The 26,196-nt window shown below is 61.7% G+C and carries 21 protein-coding genes; 13 read left to right on the forward strand and 8 right to left on the reverse strand.

The genetic code is table 11. The features are described 5' to 3' along the window. Positions 1-20 precede the first annotated feature (20 nt). The 6 genes from IHQ71_RS14815 to IHQ71_RS14840 all read right to left on the reverse strand — a co-directional run bounded on the left by IHQ71_RS14815 (position 21) and on the right by IHQ71_RS14840 (position 6,695). Positions 21-1,109: a Gfo/Idh/MocA family protein gene (locus IHQ71_RS14815; RefSeq protein WP_258157231.1), complete on the reverse strand. Its 1,089-nt coding sequence runs from the start codon at positions 1,107-1,109 to the stop codon at positions 21-23. A gap of 12 nt (positions 1,110-1,121) precedes the next feature. After that, on the reverse strand, positions 1,122-2,189 hold the full coding sequence (locus IHQ71_RS14820) for an ABC transporter ATP-binding protein (protein WP_258157232.1): 1,068 nt from the start codon (positions 2,187-2,189) through the stop codon (positions 1,122-1,124). 2 nt (positions 2,190-2,191) lie between these two features. After that, positions 2,192-3,280 (reverse strand): ABC transporter ATP-binding protein, encoded by a 1,089-nt coding sequence (locus IHQ71_RS14825; RefSeq protein ID WP_258157233.1) that lies wholly within the window; start codon positions 3,278-3,280, stop codon positions 2,192-2,194. Next, positions 3,277-4,218: a carbohydrate ABC transporter permease gene (locus IHQ71_RS14830; protein ID WP_258157234.1), complete on the reverse strand. Its 942-nt coding sequence runs from the start codon at positions 4,216-4,218 to the stop codon at positions 3,277-3,279. Before IHQ71_RS14830 ends, IHQ71_RS14825 begins: the two co-directional genes overlap by 4 nt. Next, positions 4,215-5,075 (reverse strand): carbohydrate ABC transporter permease, encoded by an 861-nt coding sequence (locus IHQ71_RS14835; protein ID WP_258157235.1) that lies wholly within the window; start codon positions 5,073-5,075, stop codon positions 4,215-4,217. Before IHQ71_RS14835 ends, IHQ71_RS14830 begins: the two co-directional genes overlap by 4 nt. Positions 5,076-5,150: 75 nt before the next feature. Next, complete coding sequence (locus tag IHQ71_RS14840) at positions 5,151-6,695, reverse strand: extracellular solute-binding protein (protein ID WP_374990026.1); 1,545 nt, start codon at positions 6,693-6,695, stop codon at positions 5,151-5,153. A gap of 344 nt (positions 6,696-7,039) precedes the next feature. On the opposite strand from IHQ71_RS14840, the gene IHQ71_RS14845 reads away from it, so the two are divergent. From IHQ71_RS14845 to atzF, 6 genes are all read left to right on the forward strand, one after another. Next, on the forward strand, positions 7,040-8,044 hold the full coding sequence (locus tag IHQ71_RS14845; protein ID WP_258157237.1) for a LacI family DNA-binding transcriptional regulator: 1,005 nt from the start codon (positions 7,040-7,042) through the stop codon (positions 8,042-8,044). Positions 8,045-8,271: 227 nt separating this feature from the next. Beyond that, the gene (locus IHQ71_RS14850; protein WP_258157238.1) at positions 8,272-9,381 is read left to right on the forward strand and encodes a fatty acid desaturase family protein; all 1,110 of its coding nucleotides are present in this window, start codon (positions 8,272-8,274) and stop codon (positions 9,379-9,381) included. 59 nt (positions 9,382-9,440) lie between these two features. Continuing rightward, complete coding sequence (locus IHQ71_RS14855; protein WP_258157239.1) at positions 9,441-9,752, forward strand: MocE family 2Fe-2S type ferredoxin; 312 nt, start codon at positions 9,441-9,443, stop codon at positions 9,750-9,752. 19 nt (positions 9,753-9,771) lie between these two features. Further along, the gene (locus IHQ71_RS14860) at positions 9,772-11,016 is read left to right on the forward strand and encodes an NAD(P)/FAD-dependent oxidoreductase (protein WP_258157240.1); all 1,245 of its coding nucleotides are present in this window, start codon (positions 9,772-9,774) and stop codon (positions 11,014-11,016) included. Positions 11,017-11,039: 23 nt separating this feature from the next. After that, on the forward strand, positions 11,040-11,840 hold the full coding sequence (locus tag IHQ71_RS14865; protein ID WP_258157241.1) for a 3-methyl-2-oxobutanoate hydroxymethyltransferase: 801 nt from the start codon (positions 11,040-11,042) through the stop codon (positions 11,838-11,840). Between the two features lie 171 nt (positions 11,841-12,011). Beyond that, positions 12,012-13,817, forward strand: a complete 1,806-nt coding sequence (gene atzF / locus IHQ71_RS14870) for an allophanate hydrolase (protein ID WP_258157242.1) — start codon at positions 12,012-12,014, stop codon at positions 13,815-13,817. On the opposite strand, the gene IHQ71_RS14875 is transcribed toward atzF, so the two are convergent. After that, the gene (locus IHQ71_RS14875; RefSeq protein WP_258157243.1) at positions 13,795-14,979 is read right to left on the reverse strand and encodes a winged helix-turn-helix domain-containing protein; all 1,185 of its coding nucleotides are present in this window, start codon (positions 14,977-14,979) and stop codon (positions 13,795-13,797) included. The genes atzF and IHQ71_RS14875 overlap by 23 nt on opposite strands. Positions 14,980-15,111: 132 nt before the next feature. Beyond that, positions 15,112-18,795, reverse strand: a complete 3,684-nt coding sequence (putA, locus tag IHQ71_RS14880; protein ID WP_258157244.1) for a trifunctional transcriptional regulator/proline dehydrogenase/L-glutamate gamma-semialdehyde dehydrogenase — start codon at positions 18,793-18,795, stop codon at positions 15,112-15,114. A gap of 213 nt (positions 18,796-19,008) precedes the next feature. On the opposite strand from putA, the gene IHQ71_RS14885 reads away from it, so the two are divergent. The 7 genes from IHQ71_RS14885 to IHQ71_RS14915 all read left to right on the forward strand — a co-directional run bounded on the left by IHQ71_RS14885 (position 19,009) and on the right by IHQ71_RS14915 (position 26,043). Beyond that, entirely contained in the window at positions 19,009-19,482 is a 474-nt protein-coding gene (locus IHQ71_RS14885; RefSeq protein ID WP_258157245.1) for an Lrp/AsnC family transcriptional regulator, read from the forward strand. Between the two features lie 91 nt (positions 19,483-19,573). Further along, a complete protein-coding gene (locus IHQ71_RS14890; RefSeq protein WP_258157246.1) occupies positions 19,574-21,007 on the forward strand; it encodes an MFS transporter in 1,434 nt (477 codons plus the stop codon). 474 nt (positions 21,008-21,481) lie between these two features. Further along, positions 21,482-22,645 carry an ABC transporter substrate-binding protein gene (locus IHQ71_RS14895; protein WP_258157247.1) on the forward strand — a complete coding sequence of 388 codons (1,164 nt, stop codon included), beginning with the start codon at positions 21,482-21,484 and terminating at the stop codon, positions 22,643-22,645. A 65-nt stretch (positions 22,646-22,710) separates the two neighbouring features. Beyond that, entirely contained in the window at positions 22,711-23,571 is an 861-nt protein-coding gene (locus IHQ71_RS14900; protein ID WP_258157248.1) for a branched-chain amino acid ABC transporter permease, read from the forward strand. Then, complete coding sequence (locus tag IHQ71_RS14905; protein ID WP_258157249.1) at positions 23,568-24,602, forward strand: branched-chain amino acid ABC transporter permease; 1,035 nt, start codon at positions 23,568-23,570, stop codon at positions 24,600-24,602. The genes IHQ71_RS14900 and IHQ71_RS14905 overlap by 4 nt, the downstream gene beginning before the upstream one ends. After that, entirely contained in the window at positions 24,599-25,345 is a 747-nt protein-coding gene (locus IHQ71_RS14910) for an ABC transporter ATP-binding protein (RefSeq protein ID WP_258157250.1), read from the forward strand. Before IHQ71_RS14905 ends, IHQ71_RS14910 begins: the two co-directional genes overlap by 4 nt. Beyond that, entirely contained in the window at positions 25,345-26,043 is a 699-nt protein-coding gene (locus tag IHQ71_RS14915) for an ABC transporter ATP-binding protein (RefSeq protein ID WP_258157251.1), read from the forward strand. The genes IHQ71_RS14910 and IHQ71_RS14915 overlap by 1 nt, the downstream gene beginning before the upstream one ends. Positions 26,044-26,196 lie beyond the last annotated feature (153 nt).

Below are 26,196 nucleotides of genomic sequence, written 5' to 3' on the forward strand. Positions count from 1 at the left end.
CCGTTTGGGTATCGATTGAATTAGATTGCGATTTCGCTGAGCTTGATAGCGCGGCCCTCGTCCATCGAGCGGTAACCGGCTTCCACCAAAGCCATGGTCTTGACATTGTCGGCGACGTTGAGAACCGGCTCCTGGCCGTGCTTCACGGCATATTGCAGCTGCTCCATTACGCCGATGAAGGCATGCGGGAACCACATCGTGTCCCAGGTCGGCGTGACCCACTTGCCGCCGGTGGTCTTCCTCGAGGCATAGGTCAGCGTCGAGGCAGCACCATTGGGCCAGCCGATCGTGCCATGCGCCACGCCATCCGTGCCCTCGACACGCCACTTGATGTAGAATTCGCTGTCGAAGCCCTCTTCGCGCGGACCAGCCCAGACATCTTCCATCGAGACCGCCAGCACATTGCCAGGGAACTTGATGGTCGAAACGGTGATGCCGTCCTTGTGCTTGAACGTGGTGCGCGGATCGGACCGGGTCGCGGTGTAGATTTCCTCGGGGTCGCCGAACAGGAAGCGCAACACGTCGAGGTGATGCACGCTCATGTTGGAGAGTGTCAGCCGGTCGAAACCCTCGAGGAAGGTCTGCCAATGCGGGATGGCGCGCATATCGATCGTCGCCATCACGACCGCACCAAGTTCGCCATTGTCGAGGATCTGCTTGAGCACCTGCATCGACTGGTCGTAGCGCATGTTCTGGTTGACCGAGAGGATCTTGCCTGCGGCTTTCGCCTCGTCGCGCAGCTTCTTCGCCTCATCGAGCGAGAGCGCCAGGGGCTTCTGCGCCAGGATCGCCTTGATATGTGGCTCCTTGAGCGCCGCGCGGATCAGCGCCGGCTGCTGGTCTGGCGGAAAGGCAAGATCGACGATATCGACATTCGTGTCCTTGATCAGCGCTTCGGGCGTATCGTGCACCGTCGGAATGGACCAACGGTCAGCGACCTTCTGGGCATTCGCCTTGGTGCGCGAGGCGATGGCCACGACGTTGAAGCCCGCTTCCTTGTAGGCCGCGAGATGGCACTCGGCCATGATCATGCCGGCGCCGATCGCACCGATCCTGTATTCCTTGACCCGGACGTCGGCATCCGGCTTGAAACCTTTGGTGTCAGCCATGACTTCCTCCCATTATATTCCGGCTTGGTGAGACGCGAGCGCCTGCCCGTCCGGTTTGAAAAAATGCACGCGCTTCGGGTCACAGCTCAGCGCCACCGGGGAATCGACCTCGATCCTTGGCTGGCCGCGCATCAGCACCCGGAGCTTCTCTTCACCTGCCGAAAGCGTCACCACAGTATAGCCACCAAGCGGTTCGACTTCGAAAACCTTGGCGGGGACCCCTAACCGATCGCCGCTCCACGGCTCGGCCTTGAGATCCTCCGGCCGGATGCCGATCCCGGCAGCACCGTCAGGAACGCCGGAAAGGCTGATCGTGCCCGCGCCCGCCGTCCAGCCATTGGATTGCGTCAGCGGCAGCAGATTGATGGCGGGAGAGCCGAGCAGCCGCGCGACATACTGGCTCGCGGGGTGATCGTAGATGTCGGATGGCTTGCCCATCTGGCGGATCTGGCCATTCTCCAGGATCGCCATGCGGTCGGCGATCGACATCGCCTCTTCCTGGTCATGCGTGACATAGATCAGCGTATGGCCAAGCTCGCGCTGTATGCGCTTGAGTTCCACGCGGGTCTCTTCGCGCAGCCGCGCGTCAAGCGCCGAGATCGGATCGTCCATCAGGTAGGCCGCCGGATCGCGCACCAACGCCCGCGCGATCGCCACGCGCTGCCGTTCGCCGCCCGAAAGCTGGGCCGGCGGCTTGTGCAGGAGATGGCCGATATGCAGCTTCTCGGAGACGGCCGCGACACGCGCCTTGATCTTGTCCTCGGGCACCTTGCGTTCAACGAGCGGGAAGCGGACATTCTGCTCCGCCGTCATATGCGGAAACAGCGCCAGGTTCTGGAACACCATCGCCACGTTGCGATCGGCCGGCGACAGCGCGTTGGCCGGCTTGCCGCCGATCAGGATCTCGCCGTGATCGGGCGTCTCGAGGCCGAGAATGAGCTTCAGGATCGTCGACTTGCCCGATAGCGGCGGGCCGAAGAGACAGAAGAACTCGTTGTCCTGGACATGGAACGAGACATTGTTGACGGCAACCGTATCGCCGTAGCGCTTGGAGACATTGCGGAGAGAGATGCTTGCCATGCTCAGATTTCCCTGATCGCGGCGCCGTTGGCGGCATCGAACAGCCGAACGGCATCTGGGTTGACGGTGAGCCTGGCCTTCATGCCCGCTTCGAGCCCGTTATCATTGTCCAGCACCACCTTGACCGAAGCCTTGTCGCGGCCGAGATGGACGATGGTCCGGGCGCCGATCCGCTCGACGAAAAACACCGGCAGGCCGGTCTCATCGGCGGTCAGTGACGCCTGTTCCGGCCGGAAACCGTAGAACACGTCGCGGCGCGCACCGGCATTGGCTGTGGTTGCGAGCGAGTCTGACAGGGCGGCGGATTTGCCGAACTCACCCATATCGACAATCGTCGTGCCATTCTCGTGGACGAGCGTACCCTTGATCAGGTTCATGCCGGGCGAGCCGAGGAAGCCGGCCACAAACGTATTGGCTGGATTGTTGTAGACCTCGACCGGCGAGCCGGTCTGCAATACTACGCCGTGATCCATCACGGCAATCCGGTCGGCCATGGTCATGGCTTCGAGCTGGTCGTGCGTGACATAAACCATGGTCTGCTTGAACTGGCGCTGCAAATGCTTGAGTTCCGTGCGCATCACGGCGCGGAACGCCGCATCGACATTCGACAGCGGCTCGTCGAGCAGGAAGATCGCTGGCTCGACGATAGCCGAGCGGCCGATCGCGAGGCGCTGCAGGATATTGACCGACAGCTTCGCCGAGGGCTGGTTCAGCAAAGGTCCGAGTTGAAGAAACTCGGCGATCGCCTTGACTCGCCTGTCGATCTCGGCTTGCGGCAGCCTGCGCATGCGAAGGCCGTAAGCCAAGTTTTCATACACCGACATATGCGTGAAGATCGCATAATTCTGGAACACGAAGCCGACACCGCGCTTGCCCATGGACACGCCAGCCATGTCGCGGTCGTCGAACAGGATGCGTCCGGCCGATGGGCTTTCCATGCCCGCGATCATGTTCATCGTCGTTGACTTGCCGCAGCCGGAGGGACCGAGCAGTGCGACGAACTCACCGTCCTGGATGGTCAGGTCCATCGTCTTGAGCGCGGTGAAGGCGCCGAAATTCTTGACCAGGTTTTCGAGATGGATCGCGGTCATGCTGCTGCCCTCGCACGGTTCATACGCGCAATGGCGAAATTGGCGAAGACCGACAGAAAGATCAGGATGGCGAGAGCGATGGCCGCGACATAGCCCCAGATGAGGTCGTTCTGCGTGACCTTGTAGATGTAAACCGAGATCGTCTCGGTTGCGACGCCCGGTCCACCGCCGGTCATGATAAACAGCGTGTCGAAAATCTTGAAGTTCTCGATCACACGGATCGCCAGCGCGATGATGATGATGGTCTTCATCTTCGGCAGGATGATAGTCCGGAAGCGTTGCGGCCAGGAAGCTCCGAGCAGGGTCGCCGCGCGCAACTGATCTTCCGGCACGCCGGCAAGGCCCGCGAGCAGGATGAGGAACATCAGCGGCGTCCATTGCCAGATATCCGCGATCATCACCGCGATCAGCGCCCAGGTGGGGCTCGACAGCCAGGCGAGCGTGAACTGGGTTCCGGTCAGCGACGAGATGATGTCATTCACCGGCCCGCCGGACTGGAACAGCATGAAGAACATGTAGCCGGCGACCGCGGGCACGACCATCATCGGCATCAGCAGGATCGAATAGAAGAAGCGCTTGCCGCGAAAGTCATCCATGAACAGAAGCGCCAGCGCAAAGCCGAGCAGGAATTCCGCCGGCACGCAGATCAGCATGATCAGCGCCGTACGGCCGAGCGCCGACCAGAAACGGTCATCCACCGCCAGATCGGTATAGTTGGCGAATGTGTTCCACATCTGCCACGCCGACCACCACGGTACACCATCGAGCGGCGACCAGTCGGTCAGCGAGATATAGAGCTGCATCAGCAGCGGGAAGACCGAAATTAACAGGACAAGGATCTGCGCCGGCAGCGTCAGCCGGAAGCCGAGCCTGCGGCTTTCCTGGTCGGCCACCGGGGTCGCGACAGGAAGGATCGGGTTGGACACGGCATCGGTCATTGCTTGAGCGCCCCGAAGGTCAGGCCGCGCACCAGATGCTTCTGGATCGCGATACCCATGATCACGGGGGGTACGGCGGCGATCAGGCCGAGCGCGGCTTTGGCGCCATAGAGCTGGCCGGTCATCGAGGATGACAAAGAGGCCATGTAGACCGGGATCGTGACCCAGTCGCGCGTCGTCAGCAGCAACCCGATTAGATAGTCCGACCAGTTCAGGATGAACACGAACAGCGCGGAACTGGCGAGCGGTGCACGCATCATCGGCAGCGTGATCTGGGTGAACACGCGAAAGCGCGAACAGCCCTCTACGCGCGCCGCATCCTCGATCTCGCGCGGCATGTCATCGAAGAACGTCTTCATCAGCCAGAAGGCGAAGGGCAACGTCACGATGCCGTAGATCAGCGCCAGCCCCCACCATGTGTCGATCATCCCAAGGAACGACCACATGATCATGACGGGGATCATCACCGCCATCGGCGGAAAAAGCCGGAGCTGGATCAGCGCCAAGGGAAGATTCTGCCCTGAACCGAAGCGCGACAGGCCATAAGCAGCCGACGTACCGGCAATCATCGCGATCAATGTACCGAATATCGCCGAAAGCAGCGAGGAAACGATCGGCCGTGTCGCCGTCTTGTCAAGCGCAACGATGAGATTGGAACTCGATTCACCGAAGATGAAACGGAAATTGTCGAGCGTCGGCTCCTTCGGCCACCATGTCAGGTCGGCGCCGGTCGCGGTCCACTCTGCGATCGGCTTGAAGGCCATCGAGGCCATCCAGGCAATCGGCACAAGCGTCACCGCGACGGCCAGGATCACCGCCAGATAACGAAACACTTCAAAAAGGGGTGACCGGTTCATCGTCTCTTCTACACTTCACTCACACAGGAAACGGAAGGCGGGTTGCCGCCTTCCGCTGGATTGGCCTTGGGAGGCTTAGTCGGTGATCGTTGGCCAGGCGGCCTTGTTGGCCTTGATGGCGGCGACCAGCTTTTCCTCGCCGGTACGGCGAGCGATGCGCTGCCACTGCTTCTCGGTGTCGGCCATTGCCTGTTCCGGCGTCTTGGACTTGGTGAGCGCCGCCATCAGGTTCTCGTCGAGCGCATTGTGGAATGCGGTCGCGCCGGGATAGTTGATCGTCGGCACGGTGCGCGCCACATTCTCGCGGACGACGTCCATGTGGTAGGCGTGATAGGTCTCGCGCACCAGCACATCGGAAAAGTCCGAGAGACGGAACGGGTCGAAATAGCCGCCCGGATTGGCCGTCATCCAGGCATAGATACGCGCCGAGCCAAGCCATTGCAGCAGGAGATACGCGGCTTCCGGGTTCTTGCTCTGCGAGGAGACCGAAGCCGAAAGATTGAGCCAGAGCACCGTGCGGCGGATGAGCTTGCCATCGACCTCATTGCCCGGCGGCAGCATGGAGCCGATCTTGCCTGTGACCTTCGAGCCGGTATTGCCGGCATTGTCGAGGAACTTCGGCAGGTTGGAGAAGGCACAGGTCATCGCGGCACCCGCACCGGCGAAATTGCCGTACTGCTCCGGCCAGCCCCAGGAGATCGCGTCCGGCGAATGATGCGAGAGCGAGTCCACGTAATCCTTGGTCGCGGACCAGCCGGCCTCGGAATTGATCAGCGCCTTCCCGTTGTCATCGAACAGGAACTGGTTGGGATTGCCGAGCGAGGCATAGCGCTGGTACCAGTTGGTATAGCCCCAGCCCTGGTTGCGCAGATCTGTCGAGCCGAACAAGCCCTTGTCCGGACGATGGAAGAAGGCGGCGATTTCGCCGTGTTCCTTCCAGGTCTTCGGCGGCGCCAGCTCATAGCCGTGCTTATCGGAGAAGGCCTTCTTCTCGGCTTCGTCGTTGAACAGATCCGTGCGGTAGTTCCAGATCTGGAAGTCGCCGTCGAGCGACACGCCGTAGGTCGATCCATTGTACTGGTTGAGCAGCGATACGCCCTGCGCGCCGTTGACGTAACCCGTCTCGGGGGCATCCCATTCAGGCTTGTGGGTGACGACGAACTCGTCGAGATTGACGATGCCGCCGGTCTCGGCGAGGTCGCCCAGGCGGTTCCATTCGACGGCGTAGATGTCGAAGGCACCGGCCTTGGTCGAGATGTCCTGCATCGTCTTGGTGAATTCCTGGCCGTTCGGCACACCGACGATTTCAAGCGTGATTCCGGTTTCCTTCTCCCAGAGCTCCTTGATCGAAGGCGCGCCCTTGGGGAACGGCTGGGTCAGCTGGCCGATCGAGCCATCGGACAAGCCCAGAACGATCTTGGTAACGCCCTTTGCCTTGAAGCTCTTGGCGGCTTCCACCGCCCTGCCCTCGGGCGTATCGGCGCCATATTGATAGCGCTCGGCGCCATCGAAGCCCGTCGGGCCGCCGATCATGCCTGATGCCAGGGCATCGGCCGCGAATGCGCGACTCGGACGAATGAACTGGGGTGCGATGCCGACGGCAGCCGTCAGGCCGGCCATGCGGGTAGACGCCGACAGAAATCCACGGCGCGAGACATTGAGATTGAGTGACATATTTTCCTCCCTGGCGACCAGACCTCCATCTCGTCGTATGATGTATATTGATTTGTCGATCTATTGATGTCAACATCATATTTGATCAACGTACCTCAATAATTACATCTATCACGATCAAATGCAAAAAACGCAGTGGAATCAAAGCTTCTATATGAGACAACGCTGATGCTTTTTGATGCAATGCGGGAGGAAATGAGTGCCATGCTGCGCTGCGCGCGTTTTTTAGATTGCAAGTCCCGCCCCGTGGAATACATCAGTTTCCATCATCTCATGACGAGGGAATCACATTGCGCTCGACTCTGATCGACATCGCCAAGGGGTCAGGGGTCTCGACCGCGACGGTCGACCGCGTGCTCAACAACCGCTCGGGTGTCAGCGAGCGCACGCGCACGATGGTGATGGAGACTGCCGCCCGCCTGGGATACTTCGGCAGTTCCGAGGCGACCGTGGGCAAGATACGGCTCGATTTCGTCCTGCCCGAAGGCACCAACACATTCATCGCCAATCTCAAGGCACAACTCGAACGCCAATGCGCGGCCCAGGATGGCGTCGAGTTCAATGTGCATTCAGTGGAGGGCTTCAACCCCGCCTCTCTCGCGCAGAAGCTGGCCGAGATCCGACCCATGACACAGGGCGTCGGGCTCGTCGCGCTCGATCACCCGACTGTACGCGAGGAAATGCGTGCGCTGGCCGACGCCGGCGTCAAGGTTGTGACGCTTGTATCCGATATCCTGCATGTCGCCCGCACCGGTTATGTCGGCATCGACAACCGCGCGGCCGGCCGGCTGGGCGGCTATCTGCTGGGTCGTCTGCTGCCGGCAACGCGAAGCAAGATCGCGCTGTTTGCCGGATCGCTCTCCTATCGCGGCCACGAGGAGCGGGAGATGGGCTTCCGCCACATCATCTCCGAGGAATTTCCGCATCTAGAGATCGTCCAGATGCGCGAGATCAGGGACGACCGTCAGCGTGCCTATGAAGAAGCCTCCGCACTTCTCGAACGCCAGCCCGACCTCGCCGGCATCTACAATATCGGTGGCGGCAGTTCCGGGATCGGCCGCGCGCTCAACGAACGCGGCCGGGGCACATCCCTGGTCTTCATCGGCCACGAACTGACCGAGAACTCCAAACCGCTGCTGCTTTCAGGTACAATGGATGCCGTTATCGACCAGAATCCGCGAGTCGAGGCGCGCGAGGCGATCTCCTTGCTGGTCAATTCGATCCGGGGCAAGGTCTTCGAATACCATCCGCCCCGGCTGCAGGTGATCTTCCGGGAGAATATTCCGGAGCATTGATGCGAAATGATGTGAATTGATGCTTGCAAGCGATATCGCATCGCAGAAAGATGAAATTATGGGCGCTTTTCCACATTTTCGCCCGTTTGGCGCTATAAGATGATGTTGACTTCCTCATTTTGAGACGTCATTATACATCATATCGCAATGCTCGCTTGCGCGGGCCGGAGGAGCGCGCGCCCTGGCGAGACCGGACGCAGTCGCCGAATATATACTGGGAGGTCGCAATGGCAATCACGGAAGCAGGCCCGGCAACCACGACAAAGCGGGACTACAGCCTCGTGGGCGAAAGCACGCGCAGAGCGATCGAGACCGGACTTGCCTCTGCGGAATGGTATCACACCGATGTTCCCCGCAAGACCATGAAGGAACTGATGCAGCGTTCCGATGGTCCGGCGATCCGCGATACGATCATCTGGATCGGCGGCCTCATTCTGATGGCGGCCGGCGGCATCTATTTCTGGGGTTCCTGGTGGTGCGTGCCCTTCTTCTTCGTCTATGGCGTCCTTTATGGATCGGCGTGCGACTCGCGCTGGCACGAATGCGGCCACGGTACGGCCTTCAAGACCCGCTGGATGAATGATGTCGTCTACGAGATCGCCAGCTTCCAGGTCATGCGCAATCCCGTCACCTGGCGGTGGAGCCATGCGCGCCACCACACCGACACGATCATCGTCGGCCGCGATGCCGAAATCGCCGTCATGCGGCCGCCTGACCTCCTGCGCGCCGCTCTTGCCTTCATCGGCATTCTCGATGCCTGGGGTTCGCTGAGGACGATCGCGCGCAACGCGCTGGGTAATCTCAGCGAGGATGAAAAGAGCTACATCCCCGAGATGGAGCAGGGCAAGGCGATCACCGCCGCTCGCTGGCACATGGCGATCTACATCGCCACGATAGCGCTCGCTCTCTACATGTGGTCCTGGCTGCCGCTGATGATTATCGGCCTGCCGCGCCTTTATGGTTGCTGGCACATGGTGATGACCGGCCTGCTGCAGCATATCGGCCTCGCGGACAATGTCGTGGACCATCGGCTCAATAGCCGCACGGTGTATATGAACCCCATCAGCCGGTTCATTTACCTGAACATGAACTATCATGTCGAACACCATATGTTCCCGATGGTGCCCTATTATGCACTGCCAAAGCTGCATGAACTGATCAAGCACGATCTGCCAGCGGCAAATCCATCGATCTGGCATGCTTACAAGGAAGCGTGGCCAGTGGTGAAGCGCCAGCTCAGATACGAAGATTTTTATCTGAAGCGTGAACTGCCGCCGACGGCGCGGCCGTATAAGGCCGAATTCCACGACTTGCCCGTTGGTGCGGCCGCGGAATAGGTCTGCCAAAGCAATAGATACGGGGCGTCGCATCGGCGCCTTCTTTTCCGGAGAATTTCATGACTGACTGGGTAGCCGCCTGCGCGGAAGGCGATATCGACGAAGAAGACGTGATGCGCTTCGACCATGCCGGACGGACGTTCGCCATCTACCGCTCGCCCGACGACGAATATTTCGCGACCGATGGCCTCTGTACGCATGAGAAGGTCCACCTCGCCGACGGGCTGGTGATGGACGAGATCATCGAGTGTCCTAAGCACAACGGGCGCTTCAACTACAAGACGGGTGCCGCCAGGGGCGCACCGGTCTGCGTCAACCTCGCCACCTATCCGGTGAAGGTCGAGGGCGGCCAGGTCTATATCGGCCTCTAAGCAAGCCCGGGAGGGGAGAATGAGCAACGACGCGCAGGACGGCATCGTCATCATCGGCGCGGGCGAATGTGGCGCGCGCACCGCCCTCGCCCTTCGTGACGAAGGGTTCGCCGGCACGATCACGCTTCTCGGCTCGGAAGCGCATCTGCCCTACGAGCGGCCGCCGCTTTCCAAGGATGTCTTGACCGGGACCGACAGCCCGACCCTTCGACAGATCGCGTCTCGTGAGCAATTCGAGACATCAGGCATCACCTTTCTGCCCGGATCCAATGCCGTGGAGATCGATCGCGCCGGAACGCAGGTCCGCCTGTCCGATGGGCAGGCGCTCGGCTACAGCAAGTTGTTGCTGACAACGGGTGCATCGCCGCGTCGCTTGCCGATGGCGGAGGGTTCGTGCCATTGCGTCTATCTGCGCACCCATGACGACGCAATCGCGATCCGCGCGAAGCTCGGCAGGGGTGGCCATGTGGCGATCATCGGTGGAGGCTTCATCGGCCTCGAGATCGCGGCATCGGCTCGCAAGCTCGGCTGCGCGGTGACAATCGTCGAGGGCCTCGAACGGATCCTCATGCGCGGCGTGCCGGCGGAAATTGCCCGCGTGATCCATGACGAGCATGAGCGTCAGGGCGCGCGCGTCATCACCGCAAAGGGCCTTGCATCCATCGAAGACAACGGGGACCGGGCAGTGGTCACCCTGACCGATGGCGAGGTGATCGCAGCAGATCTGGTGGTCGTGGGCATCGGCGCCGTGCCCAATGTGGCGCTTGCCGAGGCCGCCGGGCTTGAGATCAGCAACGGCATCGCCGTCGACCAGCATCTGCGCACAAGCGACCCGTCGATATATGCGGCCGGAGACTGCGCCTCATTTCCCGTCGCAGTCTATGGCGGACGACGGGTGCGCCTCGAATCCTGGCGCAACACCCACGACCAGGCAAAGGTCGCGGCCTCCAATATGATGGGCGGTGATGCGATCATCGATGCCGTGCCGTGGTTCTGGTCGGATCAATATGACCTCGGCCTGCAGGTCGCCGGATTGGCGGACGAAGGCACGACCACCGTTCGTCGTGACGTCGGCGATGGCGCCTTCATCCTGTTCAGCCTGGCGGATGATGGCCGGCTTGTCGCCGCAAGCGGCATCGGACCCGGTAACAGTGTCGCACGCGACATTCGCATCGCCGAGATGCTGATCGCAAAACGCGCCCACCCCGATCCGGCGCTGCTTGCCGCATCTGACACCAAACTCAAGGCGCTTCTCGCCGCATAACTGATATCTGGGAGGACAGGACAATGAGAAAGAACAGGCCGACGGTTGCCGATCTGCGCGCCATGAAGGGCAAGAAGCAGCTGACCATGCTGCGCGTCCTGACCTTGGAAGAGGCCGAAGCTGCCGAGAAGGCCGGCATCGACATCGTCTCCGTGCCGCCGGAACTCTGCCTCGATCCGCGTTACCGCGAGGTCGCCCCTACCCTCTTCACCATGCCTGGCGAGAATTTTTTCGAGATCGGCACGGGCGACGACTTCGTCCGCTGGGCCTTCAAGATGTACAAGGGCGGCGCCGACGCCGTCTATTGCTCGGCGAGCTATGCCACGGTGAAGCGCATGGCCGACGAGGCCATTCCGGTGATCGGCCACGTCGGCCTCATCCCCTCCCGCAAAACCTGGACCGGTGGCTTCAAGGCCGTCGGCAAGACCGCACAATCCGCCCTGGAAATCTGGGACGCCGTCAAGCAACTCGAAAAGGCCGGTGCTTTTGGTGCCGAGATCGAGGTCGTGCCGGTGGAAGTCGCCGAAGCGATCTCCAAGCGCACCAGCCTGGTCATGCTCTCCATGGGCGCGGGCACCGGCTGCGACGCGCAATATCTCTTCGCGGAAGACATCCTCGGCACCAATCGCGGCCACATGCCCCGTCATTCCAAGGTCTATCGCAACTTCGCCGCCGAATATGACCGGCTGCAGCAGGAACGCATCGCCGCCTTCAAGGAATACGTGGCTGACGTCGAGAGCAACGCCTATCCCGAGGAAAAGCACATCGTCCGCATGGCACCGGATGAGCTGAAGACGTTCATGGACAAGATCGACCGCGCCTGACACTCATATGATAGCCTATTATTTAGGCATGCGGCGCGCCAAAGGCACAAAGCGCAGCTGAGGAAACTTGGAAAATCGTGTCTTCTCACTATTGTATTGATTGGCACGCCGATTGCAGCATTGCATACAATAAGGGGCGGCGCGATAGGCCGCCCAATCGGAGACATTGTAATGCTGCCTGCCGTGCTCGACCTGACAGCCCTTCGCGCCGCCTATGCAGGCGGCACGACGCCGCTGGATGTCATCGAAGACGTAATCGCGCGCAGGCGGGCATGGGATGATCCAGCCGCTTTCATCACCGCGACGCCTGATTATGATCTCAGGGCCGCGGCAAGGGAACTGATGGACAGTGCCCCCGAACCCAACAGCCTGCCGCTCTGGGGCGTGCCGTTCGCGGTCAAGGACAATATCGACGTTGCCGGCCTGCCCACCACGGCCGCCTGCCCTGCCTATACCTATCTTCCTGAGAAGGACGCTACGGTCGTCGCCCGGCTGCGGGCCGCTGGCGCCATCGTCATTGGCAAGACCAATCTCGACCAGTTCGCCACCGGGCTGAACGGCACCCGTTCGCCCTACGGCGCGCCGCGCTCGGTGTTCAATGCGGACTATATCTCGGGCGGCTCAAGCTCAGGTTCGAGCGTCACCGTCGCGGCTGGCATGGCCGTCTTCGCGCTCGGCACGGACACGGCGGGCTCGGGTCGCGTACCGGCCGCGTTCAACAATCTGGTTGGCATCAAACCGACGCCGGGCCTGCTGCCGAATACGGGAGCGGTACCTGCCTGCCGGAGCATCGATTGCATCACGATTTTTTCGACGACCGTCGGCGATGGCGTTACCGTCCGCAAGGTTGCCGAGGGCTTCGATTCCGGCGATCCTTTCTCACGTCACGCGGCTCCAGCATCGCTGCCCGTGTCAGGACTTCGCATCGGCGTGCTGGCGGATAACGAGCGCGAGTTTTTCGGCGATGTGGAAATGGAAACGCTCTACGACCAGGCAATCGAACGCGCCAAAGCGCTCGGCGCAACCATTGTGCCCTTCGACTATGCACCCTTCCGCGAGGCAGCGGCACTCCTCTATGGCGGTCCATGGGTCGCCGAGCGGCTCGCCGCCGTCGAGAGCTTTTTCGCTTCCAACGCCAACGACTTCGACCCCACCGTGCGCAAGATCATCGCGGGCGCCAAAGGGAAAACCGCTGTCGATGCGTTCAAGGGCCGCTACCGGCTGGAAGAACTGCGCCATCTGACCGATGCCGAATGGCGGAAGGCGGATATCTTGCTGCTGCCAACCACGCCAACGACCTACTCCGTCGCCGATATGCTGGCCGACCCGATCACACTCAACAGCCGGCTTGGTCGCTACACCAATTTCGTCAACCTTTTGGATTGCGCGGCGATTGCTGTGCCCGCCGGCTTCCGCAGCTCAAGCCTGCCGGGCGGCGTCACGCTCATCGCACCCGCCTTCACCGATGATGCGCTGGCACCGCTGGCTGATGCACTCCACCGTGCCGCCGCCTCCGGCATGGGCAAGGCGCGAACCGCGCGACTGCCTGAAGAAAGCCGCGTGGCGCCCGTTGATGACGGCTTCGTTCCGGTCGTGGTTGTCGGCGCGCATCTCCAAGGCATGCCACTCAACCATGAGCTCGCCGGTTCCGGCGGCCGCCTGGTCAAGTCTTGCCTCACCGCCCCTGAATACCGGCTGTTCGTACTACCAGGCACTGTTCCGCCGAAGCCCGGCCTGATCTCGGAGCCCGGCTTCTCTGGCAAAGGCATCACGGTCGAGGTCTGGGCATTGCCTCCCGCAGCCTTCGGAGCGTTCGTCCAGAAAATCCCCTCGCCGCTGGGCATAGGCAAGATCAGGCTCGAGGATGGAACGAGCATCTCCGGATTCCTCTGCGAGGCGTATGCCGTCAAGGGCGCCGAGGAAATCACCCATCTCGGCGGCTGGCGGACTTACATCAATCTGAAGAAGGCGAGTTGAGCGAAGCCAGTTGGAATGCTTCGAACCGCGTCAGCGCGCTGTCGATCAGCGACTTGTACTCGGCCGGATCGGCACCATTGAGCCATGTCCATTTCTGGATCAGCAGCTTGCCGGCCTTGCGATCCGCCTTGAGGTCGATCGCCGCGACGATCCTGTCACCCACAAGCACCGGCAGCGCGAAATAGCCGAGCACCCGCTTGTCGGCCGGCACATAGGCCTCGAAACGGTGGTCGTGGCCGAAGAGCATGGCGAGCCGCTTGCGCTGGATCACCAGCGGATCGAAGGGCGAGAGAATGTGCACCAATCGCGGCGCGTGGTTTTCCTCCGCGGTCTCCAGCACCTCAGCCGCCACCCAATGGGCGACCGCGCCTGCACTCTCGATATGAACCGGCAAAAGCTCCTTCTTGCGGACGGCGGTGCCTAGCAGTGCCGCGACCCGCTTCTTCCATTTCAAGTCGCCATAGCAAATTGAATCCAGGCTGACGATCCCCTGCGCCCTGAGCGCCCGCTCCAGCAGATAGGCAGCATATTGGCCTTCCGTCGCGGGCTTCGGTCGCTCCCAACCGAAATGCCGATCAGTCAGTTCATAGGTCTTGAGCATGCCCAACCGCCGCGAGACGACAAGATCGCCCGTGTAAAAGGCAAGCTGAAGCGCCCGCTTGGATGGCTTCCTGCTGGCCCAGGGATGATCCTTTTCCACCAGTTCGTCGTCATCGATATCCCGTATGGAGAGCGGCCCCTCGTTGCGGATGCGCCTGATGATGGCGAGGTAGTCCTTATGACTGACGCTCGCAAACCAGGATGCCGGCGCGGTCTTGTCGGGTACGTTCTTCTGCTGCTTCATACTGAGTAGGGAGTACCGGAAATCGCGGGTCGGAACGTAGGACAGCGCATGCGTCCAGTATTCGAAGACCGACTTGTCCGCTGATTGCGCCTGGTCGAGATCGGCAGTCGAATAGCCGGGAATGCGCGTGAACAGGATGTGGTGATGACTGCGTTCGATCACATTGATCGTGTCGATCTGCACATAACCGAGATGCTCGACCGCCGCACGCGTGGCGTCCGGCCCGGAGCCAAACGGGTTCTCCTCATCAAGCTTCTGTGCACGGAGCCAGATCGACCGCGCCCGGCCGGGTGAAACTGAAATCGGCTTCTTGCTCAATGCGGCTCCATCCGGTTGAGAGACTCAACATGCGATCAAAAGAATAGCGGACTGCCGGAGCAATCCGCTAGCTCAGATGCAGGAACATGCTGACAACGCGTGGCAGCAGCCATTCAATTCTGGACTGAAATGTCAGCCGATGCTCATTAGGCTGGCATTGCCGCCGGCCGCTGCCGTGTTGATCGACGTCGAAACCTCCTCGAGCAGCCAGTTGAGACTGTAGGGCTGACCGCCCAGGATATCGGCCGTCGAGGCGGACTGGACGAGCACCAGCGGACCTGGCAGAGCCGCGATCGCCTGGTTGATGGTCCGGACGCGTTCGCCATCACCCTCGACCAGCGCGCCGGCAAACGGGCTGGCCGCCGCCCAATCCGAAGCCCAGGTCAAGCGTGAGGCAACGGATTGCGGTACACCGGCAAGTGAAGTCTCCAGCCCCGAAGCGTTGTCGATCGTCACGCGGTTGCCGGTCGAAAGCGCCAGCGCCAATTGCCGATACAGGCCTTCCTCGGTCTGCGGGGCCAGAAGAATATGGCCGCGTGGATGCAGGGCATAGATATTCCGCTCGCCGACGGGCCCGGGAAGCTCCGAGGCGAGCCCAAGCGCCGAGGTGCTGCCATAGTCGCGTGCCGCATTCGCCGCATCCTTCGCACCTTTGCCATCGAGCCACAGGGCGAAATCGAGCAGCGCCGCGTCGGTATGCACCGAACTATGGTGCGGCGGCACCGGCGGAACCTGCACCAGCCGTCCGAGATAGAGCGGACCGCCCGCCTTCGGACCCGTGCCGGAAAGACCTCGCCCGCCGAACGGCTGCACCCCGACCACCGCGCCGATGACGTTGCGATTCACATAGAGATTGCCCGCCTTGATGCGGCTGGTCACATGCGCGATCGTCTCGTCGAGACGCGTATGCAGGCCGAACGTCAGCCCATAGCCGGTAGCATTGATATCGTCGATCAACCGGTCGATATCGTCGCGTCTATAGCGGATCACGTGCAGCACGGGGCCGAACACCTCGCGCTTGAGATCGGAGAGCTTGTCGAGTTCGATGATCGTTGGCGGCACGAACGTGCCCTCCTCTGTCTCGCCCCTGAGCTCGACCTGTTCGACCGGGCGGCCGAGGCCGCGCATCGCCTCGATATGCTTCTCGATGATGCCCTTGGCTTCGTCGGTGATAACAGGACCGACATCGACCGACAGCCTATCGGTGCGGCCGATGCTGAGCTCCTTCAGCGCGCCCTTGAGCATGGCGAGCGTCCGATCTGCGACATCCTCCTGCAGGCAGAGAATGCGCAGCGCCGAGCAGCGCTGGCCGGCACTGTCGAAAGCCGAGGCGATGACATCCGCTACGACCTGTTCGGCAAGCGCCGAGGAATCGACGATCATGGCGTTCTGGCCGCCGGTCTCGGCGATCAGTGGGATCGGGCGGCCGGATGCCGACAGCCGTGCGGCAAGCTGCGCCTGGATCAGCCGGGCTACTTCGGTCGAGCCGGTGAACATGACGCCTGCCGTCTCAGCCGCGCCGACAAGAGCGGCACCGACGCGCCCATCGCCTGGCACGAATTGCAGCGCGCTGACCGGCACACCGGCCTCATGCAGGATGCGGACGGATTCAGCCGCGATCAGCGGCGTTTCCTCGGCGGGTTTGGCGAGCACCGGGTTACCGGCGACGAGCGCTGCGGCAACTTGGCCGGTGAAGATCGCCAAAGGGAAATTCCACGGGCTGATGCAGACGACCGGCCCGACCGGCTTGTGACCCGGCCCGAGCGTCCGGCGCGCCTGATCGGCATAATAGCGCAGGAAATCCACCGCCTCGCGCACTTCGGCAATGGCGTTGGGAGCGGATTTTCCGGCCTCGCGCATGATAAGGCCAAGCAATTGCTGAGCCCGCGATTCCATCAGGTTGGCAGCACGATCGAGGCAGGCGGCACGCTCGGTCGGAGAGACGGACGCCCATTGCGCAGCATTCCCGGATGCCAGTGCGACTGCCGTGCGAGCGTCGTCGTCCGACGCTTCCGCCACGGTGCCCACCACATCATTGCGGTCGCCGGGGTTGCGGACGGGTCGCGCTTCACCGGGCATCGCATCGGAGGCGAGTAGCGGACGAGCATCCCAATTCACTTCGGTCGAAGCCTTGAGCGCTTCCGAGAGGTTGGCAAGCAGATCTTCGTTCGAGAGATCGAGGCCAGCCGAGTTGTTTCTCGACGCGCCGAAAATCTTGCGCGGCAGCGCAATCTGATCATGCCCGGCACCGGGTACAGGCAGCGCGCAAGCGACATCGACCGGATCCGTTATCAGTTCGTCGATCGAGACCTTCGGGTCGGCGATGCGATTGACGAAGGAGGAGTTCGCGCCGTTCTCAAGCAGGCGCCGCACTAAGTAGGCCAGCAGCGTCTCATGCGTACCGACGGGGGCATAGATGCGGCACGGCCGGTCGAGATTTTCCTTGCCGACCACCTCGTCGTAGAGCGGCTCGCCCATGCCATGCAGGCACTGGAACTCGTAATTGCCGACCTGGAAATCGCCGCCGGCGAGATGATAGATCGTGGCCAGCGTCTGCGCATTGTGGCTGGCGAATTGCGGGAACACATAATCGGTGGCCGCCAGCAGCTTCTTCGCGCAGGCGATGTAGGAAATGTCGGTATGGATCTTGCGGGTGAAGACTGGGAAGCTTTCGAGCCCGTCAAGCTGTGCGCGCTTGATCTCGGCGTCCCAATAGGCGCCCTTGACCAGTCGCACCATGATGCGTCGATTGGCGCGCCGGGCGAGATCGATGACGAAATCAAGCACATAGGGGCAGCGCTTGCCATAGGCCTGCACCACGAAGCCCATGCCATTCCAGCCGGCCAGCGACCGGTCCAGGCAGAGTTCTTCGAGGATATCCAGCGAGAGTTCCAGCCGGTCGGCCTCCTCGGCATCGATGTTGAGGCCGATGTCATAGCTCTTGGCGATCAGCGCCAGTGCCTTCACCTTCGGCACCAGTTCGCCCATCACGCGGGCCGCCTGCGACCTCGAATAGCGCGGATGCAGCGCCGAAAGCTTGATCGAAATGCCGGGGCCTTCGTAGATGCCCCGACCGGCAGATGCCTTGCCGATGGCATGGATCGCGTTCTCGTAGTCCTTGTAGTAACGCTCGGCATCGGCGCCGGTTGTCGCCGCCTCGCCCAGCATGTCGTAGGAATAGCGGAAGCCCCTCTGTTCCAGCGCCTTGGAGCGCTTGAGCGCCTCCTCGATCGTCTCGCCGGTGACGAACTGCTCGCCCATCATCCGCATCGCCATATCGACGCCGCGACGGATCACGGGTTCCCCGGCGCGCGCGATCAGACGGGTCAGTGCCGCGGACAGGCTGCGGTCGTTGACGGTGGAGGTCAGCTTGCCGGTGACGACGAGGCCCCAGGTCGCGGCGTTGACGAACAGCGACTTGCCGCCGCCGATATGCGATTTCCAGTCGCCTTCCGAGATCTTGTCGCGGATCAGCGCGTCGCGCGTATCGGTGTCGGGAATGCGTAGCAGCGCTTCGGCCAGGCACATAAGCGCCACGCCTTCCTGGCTGGAGAGCGAATATTCGTGCACCAGCCCCTCGACGCCGGAGCCTGAATGCTTGGCTCGGAGCGCGGTGATCAGCTTGCGGGCCGTGCCGCGCGACGCCTCCTTGAGGCGCGGCGACAGCGTCGCGGCCTCGATCAGCGGCAGCACACATTCGGCCTCGTCGCGCCGGTAGGCCGCGGTGATCGCTTGCCGGAGCGGGCTCTGTGGCCGGATCGGCGGTGCGAACTCGGCAAAGAGGGTCTCGTTCTTATCGATCGTCTGAAGGTTCATTTCGGCCGTTCTCCACCAAGCCCATCCCAACCGCATATCGGCGTGCCGGCGGGCGAAGCTTAGCAGAATCAATTCTGCCGCGCCTTCGCGAATTTCACCGGTCCTTGCCTTGCGGGATTGCCGGGAACCTACCAGTTTAGGCGAAGGATTTCAGACTTGAATTTCTCAGTATGCAGCGCTATTTCTCCATAAATCGAGGAGATATTGGGCGTTATGGCTACACAAGACCAGAACGAAAGTGAATTGGACCAATTCGATCATCGCATTCTCGATGCCTTGGCGACCGATGGCAGAATGTCGATCACCGATCTCTCGTCAGTGGTCGGTCTTTCCAAGACACCATGCCAGGTACGGCTCAAGAAACTCATCGACGAAGGCTATATCGAAGGCTTCCATGCTCGCATCAACCAGCGGAGGCTCGGCATGGATCACATCGCCTTTGCCGAGGTCAAGCTCTCGGACACCAAGGAGCAGGCGCTCAGCGAGTTCAACGCCGCCGTGCGCAAGATCAAGGAGGTCGAGGAATGCCACATGATCGCCGGCCGCATCGACTATCTGCTCAAGGTCCGGACATCGGATATCAGGAAATACCGGCAGGTGCTGGGCGAGAAAATCTCCAGCCTTCCGCATGTCGCCAGCACCTCCACATCAGTCGCAATGGAATCCGTCAAGGAAGGCGGCATTTGACATAAGTCAATTGACGGCAAAGTGTCGCGACCGGGCTCAATTGGCTAATCGGGCATTCCCCCGCCGCGCGTTTTGAGTTTAGTGTCGCCGCATGACCACTCTCAGCAACGATTCAGACGCTACCTCTTCGGCGAACCGCTCGCGAATTGTGGCCCTTGTGGTGGCCGTCTCCTTCTTCATGCAGATGCTGGACGGCACGATCGTCATCACGTCGCTCCCCCAGATGGGCCTGGATTTCGGCGTCCCGGCGGTATCGATGAGCATCGGCCTGACTGTCTATATGCTCACCATGGCGGCCTTCATCCCGCTTTCGGGCTGGCTGGGCGATCGCTTCGGCGCGCGCAACATTTTCATGGCGGCGATCGCCATCTTCACGCTCGCCTCGTTGTTCTGCGGCCTGTCGGAAAGCCTCGGCCAGTTCATCGCCGCCCGCGCGGTGCAGGGTTTCGGCGCCGCCCTGATGAACCCGATCGGCCGGGTCATCGTGCTCAAGAACGCGCCGAAATCGGAACTGGTCAACGCCGTGGCACTGATTACCTGGCCTGCATTGATCGCGCCGGTCATCGGCCCCGTGCTCGGAAGTTTCATCACCACCTATTTCTCCTGGCAGTGGAACTTCCTCGTCAACGTCCCGATCGGCATACTGGGCCTCGTCCTCGTCTGGATGTTCGTGCCCGACCAGCGCGACGATGGCGCCGGCAAGCTCGACATACCCGGCTTCCTGCTGTCGGCGCTCGGGTTGACGCTGCTTCTGGCAGGACTGGAAGCCTTTACGCACGGCAGCGCCGCGCTGCCCTTGATTGGCCTGCTGCTGGCCGGGGGCGTCGTGTTCGGCGTTGTGGCGACATGGCATTTCCAGCGCGTCGCCAATCCGCTGCTCGATCTCTCGCCCTTCCGCATCCAGACCTTCGCGCTGTCGACGCTTTCGGCCGGAACCGCGGTCAGGCTTTCGATCAACGCCATGCCGTTCCTGATACCGCTCTCGCTTCAGGTCGGCTTCGGCCTCGATGCGATCGCCACCGGAACCTATCTTCTCGTCTATTTCGCCGGCAACCTGGCCATGAAGTCCGTCACCACGCGCCTCCTGCGCCAATACGGGTTCCGCACGGTGCTGGTGGTCAACGGCGTGCTCGCCTGTGCATCGATCGCAGCCTGTGCCGCACTGTCGCGAGAGACGCCGGAAGCGATAATCCTCATCCTCTTCTTCTTCGCCGGCCTGACCCGCTCGATGCAGTTCACCGCGCTCAACACGATCGGCTTCGCCGACATCACGCCAGCGCAGCGCAGTTCCGCCTCGACGTTGTCGAGCATGCTGCAACAGATTTCCATGCTGCTCGGCGTGGCCGTTGCCGCCGCCGTGCTCAACATTTCGGAAGCCGCGCGCGGCGCCCAAGGCATGTCGATTACCGATTTCCGCTGGGCCTTCCTCGTCATCGGCCTGCTCGGCGTCGTTGCATCGTTGCGCTTCCTGAGCCTGTCCCGAGACGCCGGTTCCGAAGTCTCCGGCCATCGGCTCGGCAGATGATCGCGGCAACCGCGTCTCGCCTCGCCGTCCAGTTTTTTGATGACATCCCGCGCAACACGCGCGGGCTTCGGGAGAAAAGCGCAAGCAGCTTCATCTTACGATGCATACATTTCTCGAGACGTGTTATGCGAGTTTCGGCAGTTTTCGCGCTTTTTGGCTACATTTCGTTGACAACAGGAATACATTTCTTGACATAACGTCGACAGACGACGAAATTCGTGAGGATCGACGCGTGGCGAAAGTCATACCGGCTAACTGGCCTCTGTAACCTGCGCTTATGACCCATGAGAAGAACGAAATTGCCGGGATAGCGGCTTTACCATAGCGTCGATGAGAGTAGCGGATCGGCTTGCGTCATTCTGGAGGAATTGTCGGCAAACAAGACTGGATACGGCATGGGTGGAGTTCCACGCCGATAGAGACCGCACCGGAACAGAGTGACGGCAGGATTTCAATCAATCGGGAGGAATGCATATGATTACCAGAAGACTTTTCGTCGCCGGCACCATGACCGCGGCCCTTATCCGTACCCCGGCCTTCGCCGCTGAAACCGTCAAGATCGGGCTGATCCTGCCGATGACCGGCCCCTTCGCCTCGACCGGACGCCAGGTGCAGGCGGGCGTCAACGCCTATATGGCGCTCAACGGCAACACCGTCGCCGGCAAGACCATCGAAGTCGTGCTGCGTGACGATGCTGGCACCGCCGACCAGACCCGCCGTATCGCCCAGGAACTGATCACTGGCGAAGGCGCCAACATGCTCGTCGGCTTCGGCTTGACGCCACTCGCCCTGTCGGTCGCGCCCCTCCTCGCCCAGGCAAAGATTCCGGCCATCATCACCTCGGCCACGACGTCGATCATCACCAGCAAGTCCGAATATTATGCCCGCACCAGCATGGCCGGACCGCAATCCGCAGTGCCGGTGGCGGCCTGGGCAATGGAAAACGGCATCAAGCGCGTCGTCACCCTGGTCACCGATTACGGCCCCGGCCACGACATCGAGAAGGGCTTCACCGACGAGTACAAGGCCAAGGGCGGCGAGATCGTCGAGGCCATTCGCGTGCCGCTCCAGAACCCGGATTTCGCGCCGTTCCTGCAACGCGTCCGCGATGCGAAACCGGATGCGCTCTTCGTCTTCGTGCCATCGGGTGTCGGCGCTTTGTTCATGAAACAGTTCATTGATCGCGGGCTCGCCGAAGCCGGCATCAGGCTGATCGCCACCGGCGACGTGACCGATGACGACCTGCTGCAGAATATCGGCCCGGCCGCGAAGGGCGTCATCACCGGTCATTTCTACTCGGCCAATCACGACAGCCCCGAGAACAAGGCCTTCGTCGCCGAGGTCCGCAAGACCAATAACAACATGCGGCCGAACTTCATGTGCGTCGGCGGCTATGACGCCATGCATCTCGCCTATGCCGCCCTCGAAAAGACCGGCGGAGATACAGACGGAACCAAGCTCATCGAGGCGATGAAGGGCCAATCCTGGGTCAGCCCGCGCGGCCCGATGTCGATCGATCCCGCGACCCGCGATCCCATCCAGGACATCTATATCCGCGAGGTCAAGGAAGTGGACGGCGAACTTTACAATGTCGAGTTCGCCAAATACGAAAAGATCAAGGATCCTTTCGTCAAGTAAGCCCAGTTAAAACACGGGCGGCAATGAACTCTGCCGCCCGACGCGCCTGCAAAGGCCGAGGAAACATGCTGACTATCCTGTTCGACGGCATTGCCTATGGCATGCTTCTTTTCGTTCTCGCCTGCGGGCTTTCCATCACGCTTGGCCTGATGAATTTCATCAATCTCGCCCATGGCGCCTTCGCCATGGCGGGCGGTTATGTCACCGTCCTTCTCATGAACCGCTACGGCATTTCCTTCTACTGGTGCCTGCCGGCGGCCTTCATCGTCACCGCCCTCGCGGGCGCCGTTCTCGAGCGCCTGCTCTATCGTCGGCTTTATTCGGCATCGCATCTCGACCAGGTGCTGTTTTCGATCGGCCTCGTCTTCATGGCGATCGCGGCGGTGGATTATTTCATGGGCGGCCAGCAGCAGATGATCAACCTGCCACCATCGCTTCAGGGCCGGTTTGATTTCCTCGGCATCGGCATTGGCCGCTATCGTTTGTTCATCATCGTCATCTGCGCGGTACTGGCGGTCGGGCTGCAGCTTGCGCTCACAAAAACCCGCTTCGGCAGCCAGTTGCGCGCGGCGGTCGATGACGGGCGGGTGGCGCGCGGGCTGGGCATCAATGTCTCACTGATCTTCGCGCTGACCTTCGCGCTCGGCTCCGGTCTTGCCGGCCTGGGCGGTGCACTCGGCACCGAGCTGCTCGGGCTCGACCCGAACTTCCCGCTCAAATTCCTGATTTATTTCATGATCGTAGTCACCGTCGGTGGCACGTCGTCGATATCAGGGCCATTCATCGCCGCCCTGCTGCTCGGCATTGCCGATGTCGCCGGCAAATATTATCTGCCGCAGTTCGGTGCCTTCATCATCTATGCCGTGATGATTCTCGTCCTGATTCTCCGGCCGCACGGCCTCTTCTCGCGGGAAGGCGGCCGATGACGGAGAACGTGACCAACGCAGTCGATCAGGCTCTGTCGCAACTCCGCAGCGCAAGCCGCTGGCGGATCTGGGAAATCGCCATCTGGGTCGTCGCACTCGCGGCGATCTTCGTACTGCCGTCGAAGGCGCTCATCCTCACCGAAATCGCCATATTGGCGCTTTTTGCCATCTCGCTCGACCTGATCCTCGGCTATGCCGGCATCGTCTCGCTGGGCCACACCGCCTTCTTCGGCCTCGGCGCCTATTCGGCGGGGCTGTTCTCGATCCATGTCGCCACCGAGCCGGTCACCGGCTTGATCGCAGCCGGCCTGATCAGCGGTGTCTTCGGCTTCGTGACAAGCTTTCTTGTCTTGCGCGGCTCCGACCTCACGCGGTTGATGACCACCTTCGGCGTCGCCATGCTGCTGGCCGAACTCGCCAACCAGGCCGCCTGGCTAACCGGCGGCGCGGATGGGCTCAACGGCATGACGATCACACCCATCCTCGGCCTGTTCGAGTTCGATCTCTGGGGCCGCACCGGCTATATCTATGCGCTCGTCGTGCTGATGCTGCTGACCTTCGTCGCCCGTCGCATCGTCAACTCGCCCTTCGGCCTGTCGCTGAAGGCGATCAAGCGCAATACGCGCCGCGCCGAGATGCTCGGAATTTCGCCGACCCGCCGTATCGTCGCGGTCTATACGATTTCCGCGATCTATGCCGGGATCGCGGGCGCGCTGCTCGCCCAGATCAACAGCTTCGTCTCGCCCGACATGCTCGCCTTCCACCGTTCCGCGGATGTGCTGCTTGTGCTGGTGATCGGCGGAGCCGGCTATCTCTATGGCGGCCTGATCGGCGCCGTGATCTTCTCGGTCCTCCGCGACTGGCTCTCCATCATCACGCCGCAATACTGGATGTTCTGGATCGGCCTGATCCTGATCGTCATCGTGCTGGTTGGCCGCGAGCGCATAAGCCGTTGGCAGAATTTCCTGCCGGGTGCCGAAAGCCGTAGGCTGGCAAAGGCCAAGACAGCGGCTGTGGAAAAGGGCACATGACCGTCGCACTCGAAACCCGCAATCTGACAAAACGCTTCGGCGGCTTTGTCGCGACCAACGACGTATCGCTCAAGATCGCCCAAGGCGCGCGCCATGCGCTGATCGGCCCGAACGGCGCCGGCAAGACGACGATCATCAACCTCCTGACCGGTGTGTTGACCGCCGACAGCGGACAATTGCTGCTCGGCGGCGAGGAGATCACCACCCTGCCCGCCCACAGGCGTGTGGGCCGTGGATTGACCCGCACCTTCCAGATCAACCAGCTGTTCGGCGATTTCACGCCGCTCGAATCCGTGATGCTGGCCATATCCGAACGCGAGGGCCGTGGACGCCTGGCCTGGCGTGCGCTCACATCCGAACGCGCGATCATCGACGAGGCCGCCGCCATCCTCGAACGGTTCAGGCTCGCCGATGTCATGGGTTCGCCCACCACGCTCCTGCCCTATGGCAAGCAGCGCCTGCTGGAGATCGCGCTCGCCATCGCGGCCAAGCCCCGCGTGCTGCTGCTCGACGAGCCGGCAGCAGGCGTACCCGAAGAGGAGCGGCACGAGGTTCTGGCCCTCGTTCGCGATCTTCCTGCCGATGTGACCGTGGTGCTGATCGAGCACGACATGGACCTCGTCTTCTCCTTCGCCGACCGCATCTCGGTGCTTGCCGCAGGCGCGCTCTTCGCCGAAGGCACGGTCGAGGAGATCTCCAAAGACCCGCAGGTCAAGGCCATCTATCTCGGGGAGGACGCGTGATGGCGGAACTGCTTCGCGTCGACAAACTCGTCGCCGGCTATGGCGACGCCAAGGTGCTGGCCCTGGTCGAATTCTCGCTCGAAGAAGGCCGTTCGCTGGCGCTTCTCGGCCGCAACGGTGCTGGCAAGACCACCCTTCTCAATTCGATCGTCGGCGTCACCACGCGGCATTCCGGGACGATCCATTTCGCCAGCCGCGACATCAGCCGCCTGCCTGCCGAAAACCGAGCGGCACTCGGCATCGGATGGGTGCCGCAGGAGCGCAACATCTTCCGCTCGCTGACGGTCGAGGAAAACCTCACGGCCATCGCGCGGCGCGGACCATGGGATACGGCACGCGTCTACGGCATGTTCCCGCGCCTCAAGGAGCGCAGCCGCAATCTCGGCAACCAGCTCTCGGGCGGCGAACAACAGATGCTGGCGGTCGGACGGGCGCTGATGCTCAACCCGAAAATCCTGCTTCTCGACGAACCACTCGAAGGCCTCGCCCCGATCATCGTCGATGAACTGCTGGCGGCGCTGCGCAACATCGTCACCGGTGAAGGCATGTCGGCGATCATCGTCGAACAGAAAGCACGCAAGGTGTTGCCCCTGACCGACGAGGTGATCGTGCTGGAACGCGGCGGCATCATCTATCGCGATACGTCGATAGCATTGCTCGCCTCGCCCGAGACGCTGGAAAAGCACCTGAGCGTCTGATCACTCCTGGTTTCACTGTGGCCTTTCTGCACTTCAAGTGATGGCCAACCTCTGCTATCCCTCGTCATGAAGAGCTTGGCATTCTGAGGTTCCGCTTTGCCGTCGTAAACACCGGTCTCATCCAGTTTCACCCGCATGGGGCAGGATAGCATC

The organism is Rhizobium sp. TH2, assembly GCF_024707525.1.
Classification (GTDB): domain Bacteria; phylum Pseudomonadota; class Alphaproteobacteria; order Rhizobiales; family Rhizobiaceae; genus Rhizobium_E.